The sequence below is a fragment of the Marisediminitalea oceani genome (genome assembly GCF_003731635.1).
GTDB classification, from domain to species: domain Bacteria; phylum Pseudomonadota; class Gammaproteobacteria; order Enterobacterales; family Alteromonadaceae; genus Alteromonas; species Alteromonas oceani.
On record NZ_RCUA01000073.1, the window covers coordinates 28153 to 50206 of the forward strand.

17 protein-coding genes and 1 pseudogene are annotated in these 22054 nt (G+C 49.3%); 6 read left to right on the top strand and 12 right to left on the bottom strand.

The annotated features are described in order from the left end of the window. The first annotated feature begins 53 nt into the window (after positions 1 to 53). Positions 54 to 830 (top strand): annotated as a pseudogene (locus tag D9T21_RS23230) (FlgO family outer membrane protein). Positions 831 to 885: 55 nt separating this feature from the next. On the opposite strand, the gene D9T21_RS18940 reads toward D9T21_RS23230, so the two are convergent. Together D9T21_RS18940 and D9T21_RS18945 are read right to left on the bottom strand one after the other, a co-directional pair. After that, positions 886 to 2082, bottom strand: a complete 1197-nt coding sequence (locus tag D9T21_RS18940; RefSeq protein ID WP_123326775.1) for an acyltransferase family protein — start codon at positions 2080 to 2082, stop codon at positions 886 to 888. Positions 2083 to 2104: 22 nt separating this feature from the next. After that, positions 2105 to 2701: a CIA30 family protein gene (locus D9T21_RS18945; RefSeq protein WP_206427302.1), complete on the bottom strand. Its 597-nt coding sequence runs from the start codon at positions 2699 to 2701 to the stop codon at positions 2105 to 2107. A gap of 195 nt (positions 2702 to 2896) precedes the next feature. Between D9T21_RS18945 and D9T21_RS18950 the strand changes: the two genes are divergently transcribed. Then, positions 2897 to 4510: an RNA polymerase sigma factor gene (locus tag D9T21_RS18950; protein ID WP_123326776.1), complete on the top strand. Its 1614-nt coding sequence runs from the start codon at positions 2897 to 2899 to the stop codon at positions 4508 to 4510. Here the strand turns inward: D9T21_RS18950 and D9T21_RS18955 are convergent. Continuing rightward, complete coding sequence (locus D9T21_RS18955; protein ID WP_123326777.1) at positions 4507 to 5544, bottom strand: sensor domain-containing diguanylate cyclase; 1038 nt, start codon at positions 5542 to 5544, stop codon at positions 4507 to 4509. The two genes, D9T21_RS18950 and D9T21_RS18955, sit on opposite strands and share 4 nt — an antisense overlap. Before the next feature lie 189 nt (positions 5545 to 5733). On the opposite strand from D9T21_RS18955, the gene D9T21_RS18960 reads away from it, so the two are divergent. Next, positions 5734 to 6198 carry a nuclear transport factor 2 family protein gene (locus D9T21_RS18960; RefSeq protein ID WP_123326778.1) on the top strand — a complete coding sequence of 155 codons (465 nt, stop codon included), beginning with the start codon at positions 5734 to 5736 and terminating at the stop codon, positions 6196 to 6198. A 42-nt stretch (positions 6199 to 6240) separates the two neighbouring features. On the opposite strand, the gene D9T21_RS18965 is transcribed toward D9T21_RS18960, so the two are convergent. Together D9T21_RS18965 and efpL are read right to left on the bottom strand one after the other, a co-directional pair. Then, positions 6241 to 6582: an FKBP-type peptidyl-prolyl cis-trans isomerase gene (locus D9T21_RS18965; RefSeq protein WP_123326779.1), complete on the bottom strand. Its 342-nt coding sequence runs from the start codon at positions 6580 to 6582 to the stop codon at positions 6241 to 6243. A gap of 12 nt (positions 6583 to 6594) precedes the next feature. Continuing rightward, complete coding sequence (gene efpL, locus D9T21_RS18970; protein ID WP_123326780.1) at positions 6595 to 7170, bottom strand: elongation factor P-like protein EfpL; 576 nt, start codon at positions 7168 to 7170, stop codon at positions 6595 to 6597. A gap of 454 nt (positions 7171 to 7624) precedes the next feature. Here efpL and D9T21_RS18975 point away from each other — a divergent pair, with 454 nt between their 5' ends. Next, the gene (locus D9T21_RS18975) at positions 7625 to 9901 is read left to right on the top strand and encodes a S8 family serine peptidase (RefSeq protein ID WP_206427303.1); all 2277 of its coding nucleotides are present in this window, start codon (positions 7625 to 7627) and stop codon (positions 9899 to 9901) included. Between the two features lie 100 nt (positions 9902 to 10001). Here D9T21_RS18975 and D9T21_RS18980 read toward each other — a convergent pair whose 3' ends face one another. From D9T21_RS18980 to D9T21_RS18990, 3 genes are all read right to left on the bottom strand, one after another. Beyond that, a complete protein-coding gene (locus tag D9T21_RS18980) occupies positions 10002 to 11378 on the bottom strand; it encodes a DUF4397 domain-containing protein (RefSeq protein ID WP_123326782.1) in 1377 nt (458 codons plus the stop codon). A gap of 186 nt (positions 11379 to 11564) precedes the next feature. Further along, the gene (locus tag D9T21_RS18985) at positions 11565 to 12971 is read right to left on the bottom strand and encodes a DEAD/DEAH box helicase (RefSeq protein WP_123326783.1); all 1407 of its coding nucleotides are present in this window, start codon (positions 12969 to 12971) and stop codon (positions 11565 to 11567) included. A 252-nt stretch (positions 12972 to 13223) separates the two neighbouring features. Further along, positions 13224 to 15824, bottom strand: a complete 2601-nt coding sequence (locus tag D9T21_RS18990) for a serine/threonine-protein kinase (RefSeq protein ID WP_164464763.1) — start codon at positions 15822 to 15824, stop codon at positions 13224 to 13226. A gap of 79 nt (positions 15825 to 15903) precedes the next feature. Here D9T21_RS18990 and D9T21_RS18995 point away from each other — a divergent pair, with 79 nt between their 5' ends. Next, the gene (locus D9T21_RS18995) at positions 15904 to 16476 is read left to right on the top strand and encodes an ECF-type sigma factor (protein ID WP_123326785.1); all 573 of its coding nucleotides are present in this window, start codon (positions 15904 to 15906) and stop codon (positions 16474 to 16476) included. A 53-nt stretch (positions 16477 to 16529) separates the two neighbouring features. Here D9T21_RS18995 and D9T21_RS19000 read toward each other — a convergent pair whose 3' ends face one another. Both D9T21_RS19000 and D9T21_RS19005 read right to left on the bottom strand, forming a co-directional pair. Beyond that, complete coding sequence (locus tag D9T21_RS19000; protein WP_123326786.1) at positions 16530 to 18902, bottom strand: TonB-dependent receptor domain-containing protein; 2373 nt, start codon at positions 18900 to 18902, stop codon at positions 16530 to 16532. 241 nt (positions 18903 to 19143) lie between these two features. Next, complete coding sequence (locus tag D9T21_RS19005; protein ID WP_123326787.1) at positions 19144 to 19731, bottom strand: superoxide dismutase; 588 nt, start codon at positions 19729 to 19731, stop codon at positions 19144 to 19146. 106 nt (positions 19732 to 19837) lie between these two features. On the opposite strand from D9T21_RS19005, the gene soxR reads away from it, so the two are divergent. Beyond that, the gene (gene soxR / locus D9T21_RS19010) at positions 19838 to 20281 is read left to right on the top strand and encodes a redox-sensitive transcriptional activator SoxR (protein WP_377907674.1); all 444 of its coding nucleotides are present in this window, start codon (positions 19838 to 19840) and stop codon (positions 20279 to 20281) included. A gap of 22 nt (positions 20282 to 20303) precedes the next feature. On the opposite strand, the gene D9T21_RS19015 is transcribed toward soxR, so the two are convergent. Both D9T21_RS19015 and D9T21_RS19020 read right to left on the bottom strand, forming a co-directional pair. Continuing rightward, positions 20304 to 20672, bottom strand: a complete 369-nt coding sequence (locus tag D9T21_RS19015; RefSeq protein WP_123326789.1) for an MmcQ/YjbR family DNA-binding protein — start codon at positions 20670 to 20672, stop codon at positions 20304 to 20306. A gap of 55 nt (positions 20673 to 20727) precedes the next feature. After that, positions 20728 to 21876 carry a GGDEF domain-containing protein gene (locus D9T21_RS19020; protein WP_123326790.1) on the bottom strand — a complete coding sequence of 383 codons (1149 nt, stop codon included), beginning with the start codon at positions 21874 to 21876 and terminating at the stop codon, positions 20728 to 20730. Positions 21877 to 22054 lie beyond the last annotated feature (178 nt).

Genomic DNA, 22054 nt, shown 5'->3' on the forward strand with positions numbered 1-22054 from the left:
GCCTGAGCAGAAACGGTTAATAACTATCTTCGAGGTATAATTAAGGAGGTAGTATGAAAAGTAACATCATTTTATCCGGCCTGACGCTCTCGGCCGTACTGCTGGCTGGGTGCTGCACCACTGAACACGCGCAAACACAACCACCCCATCAGCATAGCGCAAGCTCTGAAGCCTATGCGGTAGCGCCCGAACAACCGGCCCCCGCCGCTATAACCGACTATTCTAAGCCACCACGTCAGCAAGTTCAGTACCGGCCGCATCAGGATCGCCTGCAGGGCGTGGATCCCTACATTCCCAGAGCCACGCCGGTTTCAGGATGGGCGCCACCGGCTCATACTTACCGGCCAGTGTTTACCCATAAATTACTCGGCGATTATGCTGAGCAAATGACTATGAAGTTAATTGAGAATATGCGCTATGTCTCAACTAATACACCGGTTGCAGTCACCTCTCTGGTAGATCTGGATAGTTCACTTTCCCACACCAACATTCTGGGCAACCAAATGGCGGAAAGCTTCATTACTGAGTTGCAGGAGTTTGGCATCCCTGTTGTCGATTATAAAACCACAGGTGTGATCCATGTTGGCGGTAGTGGCGACTTTGTATTCAGCCGCAACTTAGGCGAACTGGAGCGTAATCCCTACATAAAATAGATTTTATCCGGCACCATGACCTACAATGACCGCGGCATCATTCTTAACATCCGCATGGTCGACATTAACTCAAAAGTGGTGGTTGCCTCCTCGAAGGGCTTCATCCCTCAATTTGTGGTTGATTCACTTTACCCGCGTAATTACGTCGACGGCATAGTGCTTGACACCACCAGCTAACATCTGCTGTTATCATCGCAACAAACCAGGCTCCGGCAACGGAGCCTGTTCAGGCTTAACCTGCCCGCTCAGCCAATGGTTTACTCGCGCCGCTAAGGATGTGCTTTACCCACGTTTTTTTAACTATCAATTCAAACAAGACAAAGGCGGTAGCCAGGGTAAGAACCGTAATACTGATTAGCTTAACTATCCAGTACAGCGGCATTTCAGCAAAGGCCACCTGCAACCACACAACCAGTGGCAAGTGAATCAGATAAAGCCAGTAGGCCCGCGCCGACAAAAAACGAATGGCCGTATTTGGCTGACTAAATAGCCGCTTACAAACGGTCATTAATACTGCAATCAACAGCCACATCATGCTGGCATAACAGACTACAAACCCGGCTTTGAAGTAAAGATAGTATTCCTGTCCGGGATGCATTTCGTAAGCAGACAGATAAATCGCTCCCATTACGGCAATCCCAAGCGAGGTAAGTCGATGCCAGTTAATCTGCATGAAGTCTGCCAGTAAAAACTGGTGTTGGTACAAGCCCCATCCAAGCAGGAAAAAGCCACCATAAATTAGCAACAATGGCAGATGGGGCCACAGTGACTTATCCGGTGTATCGAGCCCCCAGTGATCCATCCACCACAGGCAGCCAGCCACCAGCAAACATCGCAGCATCAACCCCGAGCGGCTAGCACATAGCCAGACCAGAACTCGCCTGCCCACAACGGTCAGTGATTGCGAAGTCGCGGGCACTCGCTCAAGCAGCTTTATCAGCACCACAGCGATAGCGGTACACAGCATCAGGTAGTAAAGAAACCACAAGTGAGTACCGGTAAACATACCGGCAGGCAGCTCCGTCAGACTTTGCAGGCCCTGCCACAAGCCATCTGGTATATCGGCTTCACCACGCATACTCGCACCGCCCATTACCCAGCCTGAGACCAGTAATGGCCTGAGCAGAAACCAACCGGCGATAAAAGGTATTCCCAAGCGTACCGCGCGTGACGTCACTAACGCATTCACACCATATTTTTGCAGTGACATGCAGGTAAAAAACCCCGCAATCAAAAAAAACAGTGGCATCCGAAATGAGTGACTCACCAGGCTAAAAATACTGATTGCCGGGCTGGTATTAATATCCATTACAGCCCAGCCAATAAATACCGGCATAAACGATAATCCGGCGTGAAAAACCACCCCAAGTATCAGAGCAAAAGCACGTAGCGCATCGAGATATTCGATGCGTTCGGTAGACATGGTCATGTGGTATTACCTGCGCTTGAGGTTAGTAAAAGCCGATTTCGTCTATAACAAAATCATAAGCCGACTGCTGCATAGCAAAAGCCACTATGCTCAGGCTATTCAGCGTACTGGCATCCAGTGAGGTCTGTTCTGACCAGGCCCGTTTTAAACTGCTAAAAGGAAGCTTAACCTCATGAAATTTATTGTCTGCCTTAATCAGTACCGGCGCAGCATGATAATCAAAGTTTTCAACCTCTGCGCTATTGGCTGAGACTGACATAAGTCCCTGATTGATTTTAACCTTCAGACGGATCCCCTGATATCCGGAGGCATCCATAGGCTTTCCCTGAGCATCGAGTAGCAGAATCGAACTGGCCCAGGCGGGCTGCCCACGAGGAGGGATGAGATTACCAGTGAGATGCATTTTACCGCCCTGGACAGTCACTTCACTTTCGCTGCTGCCACCGGCAACCGTATCATTCATAAACTGGCGCTGCACTCCCAGGTTGTTTTGAGTCTGATGTTTAAAGTTATCCACCAGTTCCGGTAATTCGTTTGCAAAGGCGCAAACCGGAAGCAGTATGGACGCAATAGCAAATAATCCAAAAAAGTGGCGCATTGTCTGATTAAGCATATTCATAATAGGTGTTCTCCATTTAAACCGTTAAAGTAGTTTCTCCCCCCGGCAACTCAGGCAGTGCAGAGGGATTTAACGGATAAGAGCCAGGCAGCATGAGAAAGGTGACAAAAAAGATGAAAAAGTATTTTTTGAATTTTCTGTCACCTTTTATTCCCAGGCAGGCACATACACCCAAAGTAGCTATGAAAAGACAGCATGAATTTATTTAACAAGCGCTCCTCCGTTGCCGGGAAAGGCGATGCCACACTGGTTATGCTTTCGCTCGGTGGTAACCGGCAAGCCTATAGCGAGATAGTAAATCGCTACCAGACCCTGCTTTGTTCGCTGGCTTATTCGTCTACCGGCGATCTCAGGCATAGCGAAGATATAGCCCAGGAGGCTTTCGTTGAGGGCTGGCGTAAACTGGATACCCTGCACGATCCGGAAAAACTTAAGTCCTGGCTTTGTGGCATTTTGCGTTTTAAGGTCAGCCGGCACTATCGCAAAACCGTTAAAGAAACTCAGCACCAGGATATCCAGTTAACTACCGAACAGGACATTGTTGACGAGGCTGCTTTGGAGCAAACCGCGATCAGTGAACAACACCAGGCTTTGTTATGGCAGGTACTTGATCAAATGGAGCCGCTTTATCGTGAACCGATGATATTGTTTTACCGGGAAGAGCAGTCTGTGCAGCGGGTCGCCGAAGAACTGGAACTTAGCGAAGATGCCGTAAAACAGCGTATCTCGCGAGGCCGAAAATTGCTTAAAGAGGCCATGGCGGTCTTTGTTGAGGATACGCTTAAACACAGTAAGCCCGGCGCCGCCTTTACAGTAGCGGTTATGACCATGATCAGTGGTATATCGCCACCGGCGAAAGCAGTCGTTTTAGGTGGTAGTGCCGTAAAGACCGGCTTGCTGTTTAAGTTTGCCTCGTTCGCGGCCCTGTTAGCCTCGGTCTCCGGGCTGATTGGTTCATGGTTCAGCCTTAGAGCCAGCCTGGCCCAATCACGCACCAAGCGTGAACGGCATCTGGTGAAAAAATCGGTTACGCTGTTTTTTGTATTCGCCGCCCTCTACATTGCCGGCATGGTAGGGCTAAAAGCGCTTTGCTACGTATTCCCGCAACACGCTGTTACTCTGAGCCTGCTATCACAAACCGTTGTTGCCGGACTCGTGATCAGTTATGTGATACTGGTGAAAACAATGTTCGGCGCCATGAAAGATCTGCGCGCCCTCGAACGAATAACGCAGCCCGAGGCTTTTATGGCCAGTGCCCACCGGGCTGGCGCTAAACAGCGGGAATATATCAGCCCCTTCAGGCTACTGGGCGTACCACTTTGTCATTTTCAGTTTGGCATGCCTGAACATACCGACACGCCAGCCTATGGGTGGATTGCCGCGGGTACCCACGCCAGAGGCCTGCTATTTGCCTGGGGCGGCGTGGCGGTGGCGCCGGTGAGTGTAGGCATCATTTCCTTTGGTATTATCACCATTGGAGGCGTTGGTGTTGGCGTTATTGGTACCGGCACGGTTGCCTTTGGTGTACTGGCATTTGGAGCCTCAGCGGTTGGCTATCAGGCATTTGCTTCGTTGTCGGCAGTTGGCTGGCAAAGTGCCATTAGCGGTGGGATCTCAATGGCAAGAGAAGCTGCGATCGGGGCGGTAGCCATAGCAAAGCACGAAAACAATGAGATTGCTGGGGACATTGCCAGGCTCTCTGAATTCCAGTGGCTCTCAACATGGGTTCTCCTGGCCATTGCGCTATTAGTGATTGTTCCGGCCATCTGGCATGCCCGCGCCGTCACCCAACGAATGAAAGCTGATTAAATATGGGCGCCCATGTAGTGGGCGTTTTTATTCTTATACATGTGCGTATCCGCTTTATCCAGCAAATCATTGATGGTTTGCGCACAGTCGGGATAGACCGCCCAGCCAATACTCGCACTGAGGTTAAGTGAACAACCTTCAAATTCAAACTCGGGTTCCAGAGAACGCTCAAAGCGCCGGTGAATACTTTTCACTGCATCTTCCTGCTGGATATTGCTCATCAGCACACCAAATTCGTCGCCGCCAATACGGGCCACTTTATCCGTTGGCCGAAAAGCCTTTAATAACCGCCGGGCCAGTTCACTGAGCATGCTATCTCCCGCCCGGTGACCCAGTTCGTCATTGACCGCTTTTAGACCGTTCATGTCGATAATAAAAACGCCGAACTTTCGTCCCGGATAAGACTCGCACAAAGAGTATTCACGATTTAGTTGCTCCATGAAGGCCGAGCGATTTAACAGGTTAGTCATTGAGTCGTGCGTGGCCTGATAAACCAAATTGTCGGCAACAAAGCGGTGGCAGTAATAAAGCGTGGCGGCCATCTGCTCTGATACCAGCTTTAAAGCAGCAGTATCCCGCGACGTAAAGTGATGTTTCCTATGAGAAAAAACCTTGAGCACACCAACCGTATGGTCATGATGATGGAGGGGGATCAACAGCATTGAGGCAACACCGATTTCGGCACAGGCCGCCTGATTGGCCCGGCGGTTTACGGTAACATCATTACACAGCTGAACTTTACCGGTTTGCAGACAAAATCCGGACAAACTGTTATCGATCGGAATACTGTGTCCTAAAAAAGGCTCAGCCACCCCGGATGTCGCCCGGTAGACCATATCATTGCCTTCTTTAAATTCGATTGCCGCCCCATCACATTGCACCAGCACCAGGCAGTGTTTAACAATAATTTGCATCACACAAGTCAGATCCATGCCCACTTTGGCAATGGAGGTTTGCATATCAACAATCGTCGTCAGTTTCTGACACCGATCCTGCCAGCTGTCTGCAATACATTCGATTTCGGCTAAGGTCATTTGCCCCCCTGCGAGTGATTTTAAAAACCGCGCACATGCCTCTGCTCCCTCAGAAAACACTACCACTTGTTTATACAACCACTACGCAGATGCCTATAATTTATCCGGCTGGCGAAAAAATTACCAGTTTGACGCCTCAGTGAAATTCTCATAATGTGCTTAATTTGTAACTTAATAGCAACAAGTCTCATGCCAAAGCCCATTTCACTGTTATTTACCATTACCTTGTTTTCCATGAGTTTTGAAGGGGTTGCCCAGTCTCCGGAAACGCCTGTTACGGCGCTGTTTAACGCCATGCGCGCGCATGACGGCGAGCAACTGGCAGCGCAGTTCACCAACGGCGCGCTACTGCAACGTGCTGAACCAGGCGGTAACATAAAAAGTAACGACATCAGTCAGTTTGCCGGGTTTGTTACTCAGACCGACAAGTACCTGGATGAAAAGCTGTTAGCGGTTACCGTGCAACAAAGCGATAATCTGGCCGCTGTATGGACGCCCTATGTGTTTTATCTGGATGGTGAGCTGAGTCATTGCGGGGTAAATAGCTTCCAGCTCGTCAAAGTGGGCCCGAGCTGGAAAATTCAGTACTTAATAGACAACATGCATAGCGGCGACTGTGCATCTTTTATTAAACAATATAGTGCGGATGAATAGCTGCGGCCTGGCTGTTGCCGCAGCGGGTATCACTACCAATGGTTAGTCATCGCGGGTGAGGACTTCCAATAACTCAATTTCGAAGGTTAAATCACTGTTCGGCGGAATAATTTCACCAATCTGGCGCTCCCCGTAGGCCAGTTCTGACGGTACCCAAAGCCTTCGCTTCCCGCCAACCTTCATCCCCTGTAAACCAATAAACCAGCCCTGAATGACCTTGTTTTTTGATAGCACGGTCTGAAACGGGCGGCCCTTTTTATGCGACGAGTCAAACTCACTGCCACTAGCCAGCCAGCCCCGATAATGAGCTGTAATTAATGCCCCCTTTTCCGCAGCTTTGCCTTCACCAACCACCAGGTCTTCAATCTTCACTTCACGAGTCATGTCCAGTCCGGCCTAGTGTTTATCGGCGCGGCTTTGAAATTTGCGCTCTTCGGTATTGATTTTTATCCATTCACCGGTGCTGATGTATTCCGGCACCTGCACAACCAGCCCGGTGGATAACGTGGCCGGTTTGGTACGGGAAGTGGCTGAAGCCCCTTTAATTGACGGATCGGTTTCGGTGACTTCCAGTTCCACACTCATCGGTAAATCGAGGGCTACCGGCACGTCGCTAACGATGACTACCAGCAGACCATCGGTATCTTCGTTGATGAATAATACTTCGTCAGCAATACTTTCTTTATTAAGGTGGTACGGCGTGTAGTCTTCCTTATCCAGAAACACATATTCGTCACCGTCAATATAAGAAAACATAGCCGGCCGGCGAACCAAATCAGCCATTTCGAGCATGTCAGAATCTTTGAAGGTTTCATCGAACTTAGCACCACTCACCACGTCGTACATACGCATCCGATAGATACTGCCACCTGCTCGCCCCTGGGGCACAGAACGGTCAATGTCCCGCACAATACAGGTTTTTCCGTTAAACAGGATGGTGTTATTTTTTTTAATTTCACTTGCCTTTGGCATGATCACTTCCGCTCTTAATGGCCTGCCTGCTGGCATATGCCGGATTAGAAAACCTTATTTTCCGCGATTTTTGCTCCGGGGGAAAGTCTTAACCGGCGGAAAACCTGTCGGCTCCGTTTTTGTTACGTAGCAAAAGACCGGCTGTAATAACAAAGCTAAGCAGAATTTTACTTCTGCACGAAATGTGTCCATACTTTCCCGCATAAGAATAATAAGTGGTTGTAGTGAGACTCACCCTTGAATACCTGTTCCCAAACGGACAGGTTGCTTCGCTGTTTGTTCTCCCCCGCTATACAAAACAAAATACCTTTGTATGGGTAATCATCACGTATTTTGTTAATCGAAAGTTAGAATGCATATCACCAAGACTCATGTTGTAGCCGTATTTAGGAGCCTGCTAATGCACCGCAATAGCCAAAAAAACGCTGCGTATTCGTACGTACTTCCAGCTTTAATGATGATTGTACCAGCGACCCTGCTGGCTGCACCAAAGTCAACGGATGACGTTCGCCCCGGTACCGTTTTATATAAAAAGCTAAGCGGTGCCTCAGCCAGTGAACTAAAAGGCCTCAATAGTTTGCTTAACAGTCAGGGGTTACTGGCAGAAAAAACATTGCCTAACTCCGGTATTACCATTGCCACGTTCAACGGTAAAGGACGTGAAAAAGCAATTGCCAAAATATTAAAACACAGCGGGTTGGTAGAATTTGCTGAGGCCGATCAGGCCATGGCACCTACCGTCCAGCCTAACGACCCGAGCTTCTCTGGTCAGTGGCATCATAATAACATCAACAGCCAGCAGGCCTGGGATGTCACCACAGGTAGCAACAGTGTATTAGTAGCAGTTTGTGACACCGGGTTTGATGCCGATCACCCTGATCTGGCGGCGAACCTGCGCACCGACCTGGCTTACAATGCCGAAGAAGGCACCAGTTATATCGAAGACGCCAACGGTCACGGTACCGGCACGGCTGGCACCATAGGTGCAGTGGGTAACAATGGCACCGGCCTTGCCGGGGTGAACTGGAATGTCGATATAATTCCGGTCAGAATTGCCATTAGTGATACCAATAGCTCAGCTTATATTTCTACCATGGCAAAGTGTATTGAATACGCAGCCGACAACGGAGCTCGTGTGGTTAACCTGAGCTATGGCGGCATTCAGTCTGCCACCATCGATGCAGCCGCAAAGTACCTGCGCGATCGCAACGGTTTACTGTTTATGTCTGCAGGTAACTCCGGCACTGAGTACCCTACTTTTCCTGACTACACCAGCTTCGTTGGCGTAGGCGCCACCGATCAAAACGACAATAAAGCGTATTTTTCTGACTGGGGTACTTATGTAGATTTAACTGCACCGGGCGTCAGCATCGGCACTACCTATCTGAATGGTCAGTACGTTAACTACAGCGGCACATCTTTTTCATCACCTGTGGCTGCTGGCGTAGCCGCGCTTATGGTTGCAGCCAATCCGGGGATTTCAGCTGATGAGATTGAAAACGGTCTGTTCAGCACCGCTAAAGACATTGGTGCCAACGGCGACGATAATGTATTTGGTCATGGTCTCGTTGATGCCCAGGCAGCAGTAAACTATGCGATGAACCTGGGTAATTACACCGCGCCAGTGGCAAGCATCAGTCAAACTGCCACCTCTGTAAGCTTTGGCTCTGCGATCACTTTCAGTGGCGCGGGTTCAAGCGATGCCGATGGCAATATTGTGGCTTACCAGTGGAACCTGGGAGACGGTACGACCTCGTCTCAGGCTGAGGTTTCTCATGTATATGACGCAGCCGGCACTTATCAGGTTAGCCTGACCGTCACCGATAATGACGGCCTGACTAATTCTGCTACAACCCTGGTTCAGGTGACTAACGAAGTACCGGTGGCAGTGATTGATGCGATGACCACCAGTTACAACATCGGTGATACCGCCTTTTTCAGTACTTCAGGTTCATACGACAATGATGGCGCTATCACTCGCTACGAGTGGGACTTTGGTAACGGCGACACTGCTGCAGGCCAGTCGGTAAGCTATGCTTATCCAACCGGAGGCAACTATACCGTCACGTTAACCGTAACAGACGACGCCGGCGCGCTTAACAGTACCAGTATTAACGTTGCAGTTAATGATCCTATGGCACTTACTGCACCGGAAAACTTAATTGCCGCTGCCAACGGCCTTGACGTAACTTTGAGCTGGACCAATACGAACAATAACGCCGACTACTTCGTTATTGAGCGTGCCGTAAAGTTCCGTGGTAAAACACGTTATGAATCGGTGGGTACCGCAGTTGCAGGAAGCGCTGAGTATACTGATTCAGTGCCGTCTGCCGATAACTACTGGTATCGGGTAACCGCGGTGAACGCCAGCTACGAAGCTACCTCAGCAAGCATTCAGGTATCAGTTAGTGAATCGTCCGATCAACAACCTGCACCACAACCAGGCACACTGGCAGCGCCGGGTAACCTGTCGGCTTCTCAGAATGGCAACACTGTTTATCTAAGCTGGGCCGATAATAGCGGTGATGAGCAGGGCTTTTATCTGGAAAGAGGCGTTAAGCAGAAAGGTCAGATCCAGTTCGAGCGCATCGCGGTGGTAGGTCAAAACATTACCGCAGTAACCGACGATGCCGGCGTGTTAGCCAGCGGCAACTATGCCTACCGTGTGCAGGCTTACAAAGACGGTGAAGTATCAGCTTACAGCAATACCTTCGAGCTACGCTTAAAGTAAGCCGGTAAAGCAACATCAAAAAAGCCTGATAAGGTATCCTTATCAGGCTTTTTCTTTGCCCGAAATACGAGCTTGCTACTGAGGTTATGTGGTGACTCTTTTACGGTGTCGTCACGAAATCATCCAGCAGTACCAGCTGTGGCAATGCACCTTCCATTGCACCATTTACTGCAATGGCAGTATACACATTGCCGGCATCAAGCATTAATGAACCGGTAGCAATCGCTCCCTCTTTGGTTCCTGCCGCTGTCACGGTTACAAAATATTCGCCGGCTGCCAGGCTAACATAACCGGTTTCAGCCAGTGCGTCGGTTGAATAATCAACGCCCGCAAACGCCGGGTCTGCATCCGCAATTTCGCCGTCGCCGGTCACATAAATATCCACGCTGCCTGCCGCAGGTGAGGCATGGATAATACGAACTTTCGCTTCAGTCGCCACACGGCGCGGCATATCCATTAGCAGATCAAGCTCCGGAGCTGCCAGCTCATTATTTGCGATGGCCGTGTAAGACATACCTGTTTCCAAAGTAATCGCTGCATCATCGATGGCCACAATACTGTTATCAGCGTCTGCCACTACATCAATCAGGTAGTCTGCAGGCATCACTGACAGATAATCGGTGGCCATAGGAAATGCCAGAGCATCAATTAATACCAGTTCGTTATTAGCAATCACGTCAACCGCCGGGGCATCGCTTATACCGTGCACTACTCGAATATCAGCAGTAGTATTTACGTCCCACAATTTAACTGCGCCCTCGCCATCGGCAACCAGTAATGTTACCGGTGAGTCACCGCTGCCGGTGTTGTTGGTAGCAGCTACCAGTAAATCAGCACCATCGGCCAGCGCTACGGTACCGGAGTCAAACACGACATCCATACTTCCTGCCGGAGTGATTCGTATGCGGTATTCACCGGCTGGCACCTGCACTAAGTCAGTGGCATCGGTAAATTCAGCAGTGACCAGGGGTTGCTCATCAGCCAGTGCCGCATCCGGGGCAGTAACGTAAATATCTACAGTGGGCGCCGCTGATGCTGCATGGACAATCTGAACCTGCGCATTACCTGCGGTTACGGGCGTTTCAGCACTGGTTACCGGCAACAGCATCAGCGAATCATCCGCCACACTGCCTACGGCAAAAACATCATAATTGGTATCAGCTTCCAGTGTAACGTCCGCTTGCAGAACTTCAGCATCGTCTCCTGGCAGTATGGCGGTTACGCCAATATCGTAAGTGCCGGTTTCAACCTCAAAGCGGCCAGACGCAACCTGATAATCAACACCCTCAAGGTTATTAAGGATGGCATCATTGGCCGTAATGTTAACCAACGGCGCATCAGAAGCGGCGTGAATGACCCGCACATTGGCAAACTCAGGATCCGGTTGTACTACCTCATCGTCGTCATCGTCGGATAAGCAACCGGCTAAAAAAAGTGGTAGACTGCACGCTGCAAGGAGCGACATGGTCCTGTTCATAGTTAATTCCTCGTTGTTGTGTTGTGACAAATACGGTTACGAGGTCTTTTTGTGAAGGGATCATGCTCCTTGCAACTTTTGGCTAACATCATTTACATTTCGCAAATAGAATTTAGCCAACTGTCTAAACAGAACATTTTTCGGTGTATAAAGCCCTGCAAGCAATGTACAGGGCTTTATTTCATATCAGGCTTCTACGGTTTTACGCTTCGCCTGAGGATTGACTCTGCGACGACGCGGCGGACGAGACTGACCATCGTTATCAGCCGCTTTGCCAGAACGTTGGGAGTTATTACCGTTACGCTGAGGGTTGTTATTATTCCGTTGAGGGCTCTTACCGTCCCGCTGATGGCTCTTGCCAGTGCGCTGTGGTTTAACGGCCGCTTCTGACGAAGTATTTTTTGCCTTCTTTGGCTTTTTAATTTTTTTCGGTGGCAGTAATTTGCTTTCTGCCAGCGGTTGGTTTGGAGCAAAGCCATCCAGCGTAACACGCGGTATTAACTGTTGAATCAGACGCTCTATATCCTTTAACTGATCCAGTTCGTCTGCGCTTACCAGCGACCACGCCTGTCCGGCAGACCCTGCACGACCGGTCCGCCCGATACGATGCACGTAGTCGGCAGCGGTATTTGGCAGGTCCAGATTAATGACTACCGGTAACTCGCTGATATCAATGCCACGGGCAGCAATGTCGGTCGCCACCAGTACCTTTATACTGCCGTCTTTAAACGCTTTAAGTGCCGCTGTACGAGCGCCCTGACTCTTGTTGCCATGAATAGCAGCGCTGGGCAAACCAGCACTTTCCAGTTTGGCGGCAATACGATTGGCGCCATGTTTGGTGCGACTGAATACCAGCACCTGTTGCCATTTTTGTTGTTTTATCAGACTGGTCAGGGCCGGAATTTTTTTCGATTTATCGACGGCAACCAGTTGCTGCTCAATCTTCTCAACGGTGGTATTCGCCGGCGTGACCGCCAGTTTAATCGGATTACGGGTAATTGACTCAGCCAGTGTCATGACATTGTCGGCAAAGGTGGCCGAGAATAACAGCGACTGGCGCTGCGCTGGCAGCAACTTAAGGATACGCTTAATGTCGTGGATAAAGCCCATATCGAGCATACGATCGGCTTCGTCCAGTACCAGGATTTCCAGTTGCTCAAACTTCACTGCATTTTGCTGATACAAGTCCAGTAAACGGCCCGGCGTTGCCACCAGCACGTCTACCCCGGAGCGTAGTATTTTCATTTGCGGGTTGATACCCACGCCGCCAAACACCACGGCGCTCTTTAAACGCAGGTGGGTTTTATATTCACGGATATTGGTTTCGACCTGAGCGGCCAGCTCGCGGGTTGGCGTGAGAATAAGCGCTCGCACGTGATTGGCTTTGGTTTTCGGACCCGCCGCCAGGCGTTGCAGAACCGGCAGGGCAAAGCCTGCGGTTTTACCGGTACCGGTTTGCGCTGCGGCCAGCACATCGCGGCCGGTTAAAATAGCCGGAATCGCCTCTTGCTGAATCGGCGAAGGCGAGCTGTAGCCCTTCTCTTTAATAGATTTAAGAAGTGGGTCACACAGCCCTAGTTGACTAAAAGACATAATACCTCGGTGTATTAGTTAGTACGGAATAATGAGTCCATGCACGACTCGCAGTTGCACGAAAGAAAAAGGCTATCGGTGTTTACCTTGCTCATATCAGACGGTCAGAATGTGAATCTCTACGGGGACTTACTCGGACTAACGGAAGAAGCGTGAAGCAAATTGAAATAGTACCTTTCAAAGGCGGGCGCATAGTAACACCCTTTGGGTAAGCCTGCCAGTTTATTTTTTAAACAACTCCATAACCAGATGTCAAAGCGGCTCTTTGACCTGGTCAGGGAAATAGACATCATGTTCCCGGTATGAATACTGTGACTGTTCGTTTTCTATGCGAGTCGCTCTGGCGATCATTTCAGCCTGCTTATCAGGTTGTTGTTTTAAGTGATACACCGCCGCCAAAGCCAATAGAGCCTCGTGCTCGCCGATAAAGCGGTTTTCATAATCATTTGGATTATTTACTGGTAACTCTTGCCACCGTTGCAAGGCTTCTTTAAAACTCAGTTCCGCTTTACCGAGTTGCCGTAAACGCAGGTAGATATCACCCAGCTTGTGTTGTTCTCGGATGGTGTAATCATCAATTTTTCCATAACGCTCAGTTTTAGCTGCCAGCACCTGCTGCGAAGCAACCAGAGCCTGTTCCAATTGCCCGCCTTCCATCAGAACAGTAGCGCGCAAACTGTGCAAATCAATAACCCGATAATGCTTTGGCCCCAGCACTTCAGTTAACACTGGGATAGCTTCTTCAATCATCACCAGCGACGCATCATATTGGTGTTTCTGATATAAAATTCGGGCCAGTAAATACTTTGCCCTGAGCGTATCCTGATGGCGCTCTCCCAACATCCTGGTGGATAAGTCGAGATAGCGGATAGCCATTTCCTCACCGGCTTTATCGGTGGTTAATCCACCACTGTAAATGCTCACAAGGCGTTCCATTGAATACAATACCAATGTGTGTTGTTCGCCAAATGCGCGGGTAGCATCCTCAAGCGCACGATTAAAGTAGCTAATTGCCTGCTCTTCGTCGCCATAACGATAATAATCATTACCTAAGCTAGCTAAAGTAATAATAGTAACATCGTTATCTTCACCCAGATGTTGCACCGCCCTTTCCAGCACATCAAGGTGAATATCAATCGCCTTTTCAGGCTGTTCCATATCGTTATAGTAGCCCCCAAGGTTCAGTGTATAGCCAAGCGTTCGCCGTGCATTTTCCCCATGTACCTCTCGGGCTGCGTTTACAATTTTTTCGGCAATCGGCAAGCGTTCAGGGTGGCGGTCGGCCCGACTGTAAGCATTCGCCAGGGCATTCAGGGTGGTTAAATAAGCTTTAGTATCCTGCCCGGAGTGTTGCTCATAAAGTGCTACAGCGGTTTCTAACTGCACAATGGATTGTTTAATGTTGCCTATCTGCCAGAGCATATTGCCAATAGTCAGGCGAATCTCTGCGTTGACCAATGGCTGCTCAACCAACCCGGCCTGGTCGTCATCATTTAATCTGTCAATGGTCTTCTCAATGACCTCCATCACCGTTACTTCACTGCCTTTGGCATTATCAGGCTTGAGTTCGTAGAACATGTCGGTGATAAACTCTGACACTGACTCTGCTTTTTGCTGTGCCAGCTGCGCACTGTCGCGTTCTCGTTCGGCAACCTCTTTTTGCTGTGCTACAGCATTAGATTGCTGCCAGATAGTCACTGAAGTAACCAGCATTACCACCACCAGCGAGCATGTGAGTGCGGCGGAAATCATATTGCGCTGTAAATACAATCCACAGCGATACCAGGGACCCGGTGCAAACGCGGTTACAGGATAATGATGCAGATAGTTATCGATGTCCTTGCGCATATCACTGACCGACGAATAGCGATCCTGGGGCTTGAACTGCACCGCATGATAGATAATGGCATCAAGCACTCTGCCTCTGGGATACCCTGCTGAGCTGGCAACTTCAATGGGAGCCAGCCTTTCCAGTTGTTCCAACCGGGCTGAGGAACTATGAACTGTCTCAATGGGCAGACCTTCACTTACTAACTTATGCAGGATCAGGCCGAGGGCAAAAACATCTGTAGCCACACTGACCGGTTTTCCGGCCAGTTGCTCGGGGCTGGCGTAACTCAGGGTCATTGATTTTGACGCATCATCATTACTCACCGCTTTATCAATCAACCGGGCGATACCAAAATCCATCAGTTTAGGCTCGCCAGCGGCATCAACCAGAATATTCGCCGGTTTCAAATCACAATGAATAACCAGTTTCTGATGGGCATATTGCAGAGCATCACAGACTTTCAGGAAGAGTTGCAGACGAGCGCGCAGCGTCAGCTGACGTTCCTCGCAATACCGATCAAGCGGAGTACCATCGACATATTCCATCACCAGGAAAGGGATATCATTGTCGGTTGAGCCACCATCATACAAACGGGTGATATTGGCATGCTCGAGGTTAGCCAGCGTTTGCCGCTCTTCTATAAAACGTGCAGCTAGATACGGCTCGCGAACAGCGGTATTAATCAATTTAACAGCCACTTGCTTCTGAAACTGCTGATCCGCTCTTTCAGCGAGATAAACCGCGCCCATCCCTCCGCTGTCTATTTTTCTGATTAGCTGATAGTTACCGGCCATGGTACCGGTTAAATCAACACTGGAATCGACAACAGAGGACGCCGCCTGCTCAACAATGGCATTAAGTGAAGCGGTATTTTCTGCATGTTCGAGCATTCTCAGGATCGCATCACGAACTTGCGGCTGGTTGGCGAATTGTTCGCCGATAAAAGCATTTCGCTGACTTACAGGTAACTCCAGCGCTTTGTGGAAATAGGTTTCAATTTGCTGCCATTCAATTGTATCCATTTGCTTCCCTGTTCGAACATGCTTTAATAAACCTAATACATTTTGATTACTTTTTACACTCATCAAAACATAACCGCGTATGCTTGACCTTGCTGAAACACCAAAAGAAGACGTAACAGGACTGCTGGAACGCTGGCAATATGGCGATGCCAGCGCGTTAAATGCGCTCAGTGAACTACTCTATGGTGAGTTGCGCAGACTAGCTCAGTATTACGTAAAGCAAGAGCGCCCCGACCACACTTTGCAGGCCACGGCTCTGGTCAATGAAGCCTACATACGGCTGATAAATACCGAATTGCATTACACAAGCAAACATCACTTTATGAGCATTGCGGGGCGAATGTTAAGGCGAATACTGGTTGATTACGCCCGTTCGGCGAATGCTCAGAAACGGGGGCGGGCACATACCTGTATAACACTGGATGAAGGAGCGTTGGGAGAAAAAACCAACCAGGCCAATATTATTCAGCTAAACGATGCGCTTGAGCAACTGTCCCGTCAGGATGAACGCAAAGCGCAGGTAGTAGAACTGAATTTTTTCGCCGGATTAAGCGCTGAGGAGTTGGCCCCTATACTCAATATCTCTTCACGCACGGCCGAAAGAGATCTTAAATTCGCCAAAGCCTGGCTGCTACAGGAGTTAAGGGCCTGAACGAAAAAAGCGGCCCACAGGCCGCTTATGCAAAAGAGTCCGGATTAGCGTAATTAAAAGCTAACTGTTACGCCGGCCCAGAAGTTTCTGGCTCTGTCTTTGACGTTGTAATCGTCGGTAAAATTCACCTCACTCACTACACCGCGTCCGGTAAGGTACTCAAACTGACCATCATTGTTCAGGTCGTCATAGGTCACGGAATAAGTAGTAAAGTCTCTGTCGAGCAGGTTGTTCACTCGTAAATTCAGGATCACGCTGTCATTTAACTGCCAGCGTGCGCCTAAGTGCAGCATGGCGAAGTTTTTAAAATACAGTTCACGATCAAGAGTTGAATCATAACCACGATAACGATCCGAGCGGTACTCACCCTGCAGGTACACATTTAAATCGGCATTCACCTGCCAGGTGATATTACCGTTAGCCATATGCTCTGCAGTATTGGTAAGAGGTAAACCAGCCTCCGGCCCGCTTTTCTGTTCACTGTCAGTCCAGGTGTAATTTAAATACACAGACCAGTCTTCGGTAATGCCGTAACGGCCGGCCATTTCGATCCCCTGCAGCTCTACTTCGTCGATGTTAATACGCTGGCTGTAAGTGTCATAACCGAGTTCATCATATTCACCCAGATTGACACAAGGGCGAACACCGCCGGTCGTGTTACAGCTTTGTACGGTATTTCCTCTGGCGATCTTGTCTTCAAAATCAGTTTTAAAGTACGTGATATTGAAGTTGTGCTCGTCGCGGCTCCAGTAAACAGCGATTTCAGAGTTAACACTGGTTTCCGGTTGCAGATCCGGGTTACCGGCAAAGGGGCTGGTGCCCTGACCACCGAAGCCAATGATGCCGTCGTATAAATCGGTAGTTTGCGGTGTTTTATAACCCGTACTCACACCGCCTTTAACTGTCCAGTAGTCGGTGATGTTATACACTGCATAAATTCGCGGTGACGTCTGGCTGCCGAACACATCGTGCTCGTCATAACGGAAACCAGCGGTCAGCGTCATGTTATCGATAATCCCCCAGTTGTCCTCGGCGAACAGGGAATACATTTTTTGTTCCTGTACGGCTCCGGGCTCGCCGGACTCAAGACCAAATACGCCGTCTTTAAGCTCGCCGTCGATAACCTGCGCGCCCAATACAAAGTTATGGTCGCCGGCTAAGTCTTCAACCGGAATATCAAAGCGTAAATCGAAGGTATACTGACTGCTGTCGAGTGGACGTGCCGGACGCGGCAGAAACGTTTGTTCGGCCAGATCGCGGCGCTCTTCTTCACTCATGCCTTCGTACTCACCGGTACCATCGTACATCGCTTGTAGCAACTGACGTTCTGCCACGCTCAGCGGTAAGGTACGGCCATTGTTCTGAGTATCTACATAGGCAAGTGAAGCAGCAACAGTACCAAAGTTCAGCTTACCGTCGTAAGTTAATGACCACCACTGACGGTCGAATTCCTGTTCAGCGGCATAGCCAGCACGAGGATTAACCTGTCCACGACGGTCCTGCCATAAACTTTCAATGCTATCGCGGGTGCCTAACGGATAAAGGATTTCACCTGTATCGAGGTTAAACTCAGGCGTGTTGTCGTACTGCTGATGAGAGTCATCAAAATCGAAACCAATTTCGTGGCCATCAATTGGCGTGTAAGTAAGGCTGAAACCGTAATGTTTGCTGTCGTTATCAACAGTGCGACCACCGCCACCAAAACCCAGCGAGCGCATATGCACAACACCATTCGGATCAATTGCTGGTGCCAGCTGTGGCGTGGACGCCTGCTGCTCATAAACACTGCCACGAATGCCCAGGCTTAACAGGTTTTCAATCAATGGGCCGGTCACTGAGAAATCCGTAGTGATGTCGTCACCAAAGTCATCGTTGGTCTGCAGACTGCGGCCAAAAGTAATGTTGCCACCCCACTCACTGCGGTGCTTTTTGGTAATTACGTTAATAACACCACCCAGCGCATCAGCGCCGTAAAGGGTTGATGCTGGTCCACGAATGACTTCGATTCGTTCAATCGTGTCCAGCGGTGGCATATGATTGAATGCGTTACCACCAAAGTTGTTAGGATAAATATCACCATGGTTGTTCTGGCGACGCCCGTCGATCAGTAGCAACGTGTACTCACCGGTAAGACCACGCATGCTAACGCTGCCTTTGCCGGTTTTATCACGGGTCGTGCCGATATCAATACCTTCCTGAAACTGCACCGCATCGAGTAAAGAAGTAAACGAGCGGGTTTTAAGATCCTCTGCGGTGATCACAGAAATACTGGCAGGGGCTTCGGTAATTTTTTGTTCAAAACCGGTCGCTGATACCACTACGTGTTCAATATCTTCGCTATCTGGTACTGCAGTAGCCAGAGCGGCGGGCATCATTCCTAACTGGATGGCGAGTGCCAAACAAGAATATCCAAAACGAGATTTCATGAGTTTCCTATGTGTGTATGCATTGTTCAGTGTGTGTTGTTATGGGGGCTTATAGTAAACAACTAAAAAGAAAAGTCAATGCAAACGATAGTAATTCTCATTTAGATTGTTAAATAATTCGTATTTGGTTAATTTGGATCAAGGAAATCGGGCTTAGAGGAATAGTTTAAGACAATGGGAAAAACGGTGATTGAATAGCAACTCAAGCAAGCCAAAGCTCACTCAAGCTGCTATTACAGACTTATTCGCCAGTAAGATTGGTCAGCACAAAATCCCAGTTAACCAGTTGCCAGAAGGCATCCAGATAAGCCGGTCTGGCATTACGGTGGTCAATATAATAGGCGTGCTCCCAGACATCCACGGTAAGTAAAGGCTTCAGGCCTTCATGGGCAATCGGCGTGTCGGCATTAGCGGTATTCACAATTACCAGCTCGCCTGCGGCGTTAAGCGCCAGCCAGGTCCAGCCGGAACCAAAATTGTTAATGGCTTGCTGTGTAAACTCGGTTTTAAAGGCGTCAACCGATGCCCAGTTTTCCTCAATAACATCAGCCAATTCCTGCGCCGGCTCGCCACCGCCTTGTGGCGATAAACATTGCCAGAAGAAAGAATGATTCCACACCTGAGCAGCATTATTGAACAGTGGGCCACTGGCGTCTGAGATTATTGCTTCCAGTGACATATCGGCATAGGGCGTATCGGCAACTAAATCATTAAGTTTCGCCACATAAGTCGCATGATGCTTTGCATAATGATATTCGAGGGTTTCCTGTGACATCAGAGGTGCCAGGGCATCTTTTGCATAAGGTAAATCGGGTAAAGTAAAACTCATCTTCGTCTCCTGACTCAAATAGTGGATAGCGTAAATTTGACTAGTCGACACAAATACTAAAACCTCATGTATACTTGAGGTCAATAATTATTTTTGGTGAATGATGATGGATAACACATTAAGTGTTGGCGATGTGGCCAGGCGCAGCGGTGTGGCCGTTTCTACGCTTCATTACTATGAAGAAAAAGGGTTAATTCAGAGCTTGCGCACTCAGGGCAACCAACGACGTTACCACCGCAGTATTCTGCGCCGGGTGGCGATTATTCGTATTGCTAAACAGGCTGGTATTTCGTTACGGATCATTAAGTCGCATCTGGAAAAATTCCCTACCCGCGAAGTGTCTCCCTCTGACTGGCAGCAGATGAGCAGTGAATGGCGGGCGATGCTGAACGAGCGAATTCTGAGCCTGACCCAGCTCAGGGATAAGCTCGACAGCTGCATTGGCTGTGGCTGCCTCTCTTTACGTGACTGTCCATTGCGAAACCCTGAGGATAAGCTCGGCGAAGAGGGTCCCGGGGCCAGGCTCCTTGAGGAAGAGAAGCAAAATTAAACCTGTGGTTCAACAGGCTCTTTTAGCCAATATCAGCGATGCCAAGTTCCTGCCGCTTACGTTTGCTAAGGCCTAGCGCCACGAGGCGGTAGGACTCGCTGAGATAGTATTTTAAATCGTCATCAAGGGGGCCGGAAGTATCGGTTTGTTGGATCCACTTCATGCCGCGACTAGCCAGGTAAGGCGCCGGGATATACCCCTCGGCCTGACATAAAAATTCGAAGTTAAGTGGTGAGGTTTTAAAGGTATAGGCTGGCGTGCCGGCTTTCGAGCGACTGCCTATGGCAAACACTTTACCGCCGACTTTCCAGACTTCGGAATTCCCCCATTGCACCACATGCGTGGTGGCTTTAAAGGTCCGGCAAAAGGCATTAAAGGCGTGATGGTCCATGGTTAATCCGTTGTCAGGAGCTGCGGTATGCAGATTGGCTGGCAAGGCTCACTACTCAGCTAAACACATACACCAGATTGCGCCCTTCCCGCTTGGCGGAATACAACGCCTGATCGGCCTGTGAGTAAAGATGCTCCCAGTCGTAGAGCACCTCATGAGAGACTGCAATACCAATACTGACGGTAATACTAACCTGTTTATCATCCCGTTTAAATTGCAGCTCAGATACTTTGTGCCTTAGTCTGTCGGCAACGCTCTGGGCCCGCTCGGTACTGACACCAGGCAACAGGATTGCAAATTCCTCACCGCCCATTCGACCCACAATATCGGTTTGTCGCAAGCCTTCGGCTAACATTTTTCCAACCCGGCTTAACACTTCATCGCCAAAGGTGTGACCAAACTGGTCGTTCACTTGTTTAAAGTGATCAATATCAACCATCAGCAGGGAATGACAGGCCTGATCATCTCCGGATAATGATTTCGCGGCTTTCTGTACAAAGGCGCGGCGGGTAGGTAAACCGGTTAATTCATCTAAGTTGGCAAGTTTCTGCCATTGCCGCCGCTGGTTCATTACATGCAGTAACGGCAGCACCAGCGCGGTAGCCACGGTTAATACCAGGTGAGAAAGCAGAACAATATTGAACAGATAACGGGTATCAGAGTCCTGGGCGGCCAGCGTTTGAACCAGAATAACAATGCCTTGTAAAAACAGTACAAAAGCATGCAGCAACAGCAGTACCCGCAGAACCAGATAGACGCTTTTATAGGGAGACTTACGCTGATAAAACAGTCCCTCGGTCATCACAAACATCAATGCCATGCCCACGGAAGCCACCACGTTAACCATCGCGGAATAGAAACCAGCCACAGTAATCAGTGCGCTGCCAACCACAAAGATACTTCTCACCCGGCGGTAAAACTTTATCGAGCCCGGCGACAACTCAAACTTATTCAGCCCGCAATAGAGCCCGAAAGAAGCCGTGAACAATAACAGACAAGCCAGTGTGTTAACGGCCTGCAACCCTTCTGCAGCATGAGCAATAACAGACGCACCAATACCTGCCGCAAAAAGGGCACATGAAACAGACCAGTACAGATACGACTGATTGCGCTGTTGCGCCCTGTACACAGCGAAAAAATAAACGCTTACCAGCACGTTGATGACAAAAGCCATCATTATGCCGATGGGAAGGCCGGACGACATGAAGTATTAAATCTCCACCAGACACCAGAGTTGCAATATAGCCAAAAGTATAACAACTTGGCAGCCTGCCACCTCGACCGTTAGGTATCAGCCTGTTACTATAGGTTTAATTTTCTATACCTAAATGTCCACGACATGCAGTAATTCACTTTTCACCAACTCCAGACTTTCCGGCGCC

What these genes read in the sequence shown, in the direction of transcription:
- D9T21_RS19000 (WP_123326786.1), bottom strand. Translation starts at nt 18,902, where the DNA reads ATGAAATCTCGTTTTGGATATTCTTGTTTGGCACTCGCCATCCAGTTA.
- D9T21_RS18965 (WP_123326779.1), bottom strand. Translation starts at nt 6,582, where the DNA reads ATGACTCGTGAAGTGAAGATTGAAGACCTGGTGGTTGGTGAAGGCAAA.
- D9T21_RS18960 (WP_123326778.1), top strand. Translation starts at nt 5,734, where the DNA reads ATGCCAAAGCCCATTTCACTGTTATTTACCATTACCTTGTTTTCCATG.
- D9T21_RS18985 (WP_123326783.1), bottom strand. Translation starts at nt 12,971, where the DNA reads ATGTCTTTTAGTCAACTAGGGCTGTGTGACCCACTTCTTAAATCTATT.
- D9T21_RS18940 (WP_123326775.1), bottom strand. Translation starts at nt 2,082, where the DNA reads ATGACCATGTCTACCGAACGCATCGAATATCTCGATGCGCTACGTGCT.
- D9T21_RS18980 (WP_123326782.1), bottom strand. Translation starts at nt 11,378, where the DNA reads ATGAACAGGACCATGTCGCTCCTTGCAGCGTGCAGTCTACCACTTTTT.
- D9T21_RS18950 (WP_123326776.1), top strand. Translation starts at nt 2,897, where the DNA reads ATGAATTTATTTAACAAGCGCTCCTCCGTTGCCGGGAAAGGCGATGCC.
- D9T21_RS18945 (WP_206427302.1), bottom strand. Translation starts at nt 2,701, where the DNA reads ATGAATATGCTTAATCAGACAATGCGCCACTTTTTTGGATTATTTGCT.
- soxR (WP_377907674.1), top strand. Translation starts at nt 19,838, where the DNA reads ATGGATAACACATTAAGTGTTGGCGATGTGGCCAGGCGCAGCGGTGTG.
- D9T21_RS19005 (WP_123326787.1), bottom strand. Translation starts at nt 19,731, where the DNA reads ATGAGTTTTACTTTACCCGATTTACCTTATGCAAAAGATGCCCTGGCA.
- D9T21_RS18995 (WP_123326785.1), top strand. Translation starts at nt 15,904, where the DNA reads ATGCTTGACCTTGCTGAAACACCAAAAGAAGACGTAACAGGACTGCTG.
- D9T21_RS18955 (WP_123326777.1), bottom strand. Translation starts at nt 5,544, where the DNA reads ATGACCTTAGCCGAAATCGAATGTATTGCAGACAGCTGGCAGGATCGG.
- D9T21_RS19020 (WP_123326790.1), bottom strand. Translation starts at nt 21,876, where the DNA reads ATGTCGTCCGGCCTTCCCATCGGCATAATGATGGCTTTTGTCATCAAC.
- D9T21_RS18990 (WP_164464763.1), bottom strand. Translation starts at nt 15,824, where the DNA reads ATGGATACAATTGAATGGCAGCAAATTGAAACCTATTTCCACAAAGCG.
- efpL (WP_123326780.1), bottom strand. Translation starts at nt 7,170, where the DNA reads ATGCCAAAGGCAAGTGAAATTAAAAAAAATAACACCATCCTGTTTAAC.
- D9T21_RS19015 (WP_123326789.1), bottom strand. Translation starts at nt 20,672, where the DNA reads ATGGACCATCACGCCTTTAATGCCTTTTGCCGGACCTTTAAAGCCACC.
- D9T21_RS18975 (WP_206427303.1), top strand. Translation starts at nt 7,625, where the DNA reads ATGATGATTGTACCAGCGACCCTGCTGGCTGCACCAAAGTCAACGGAT.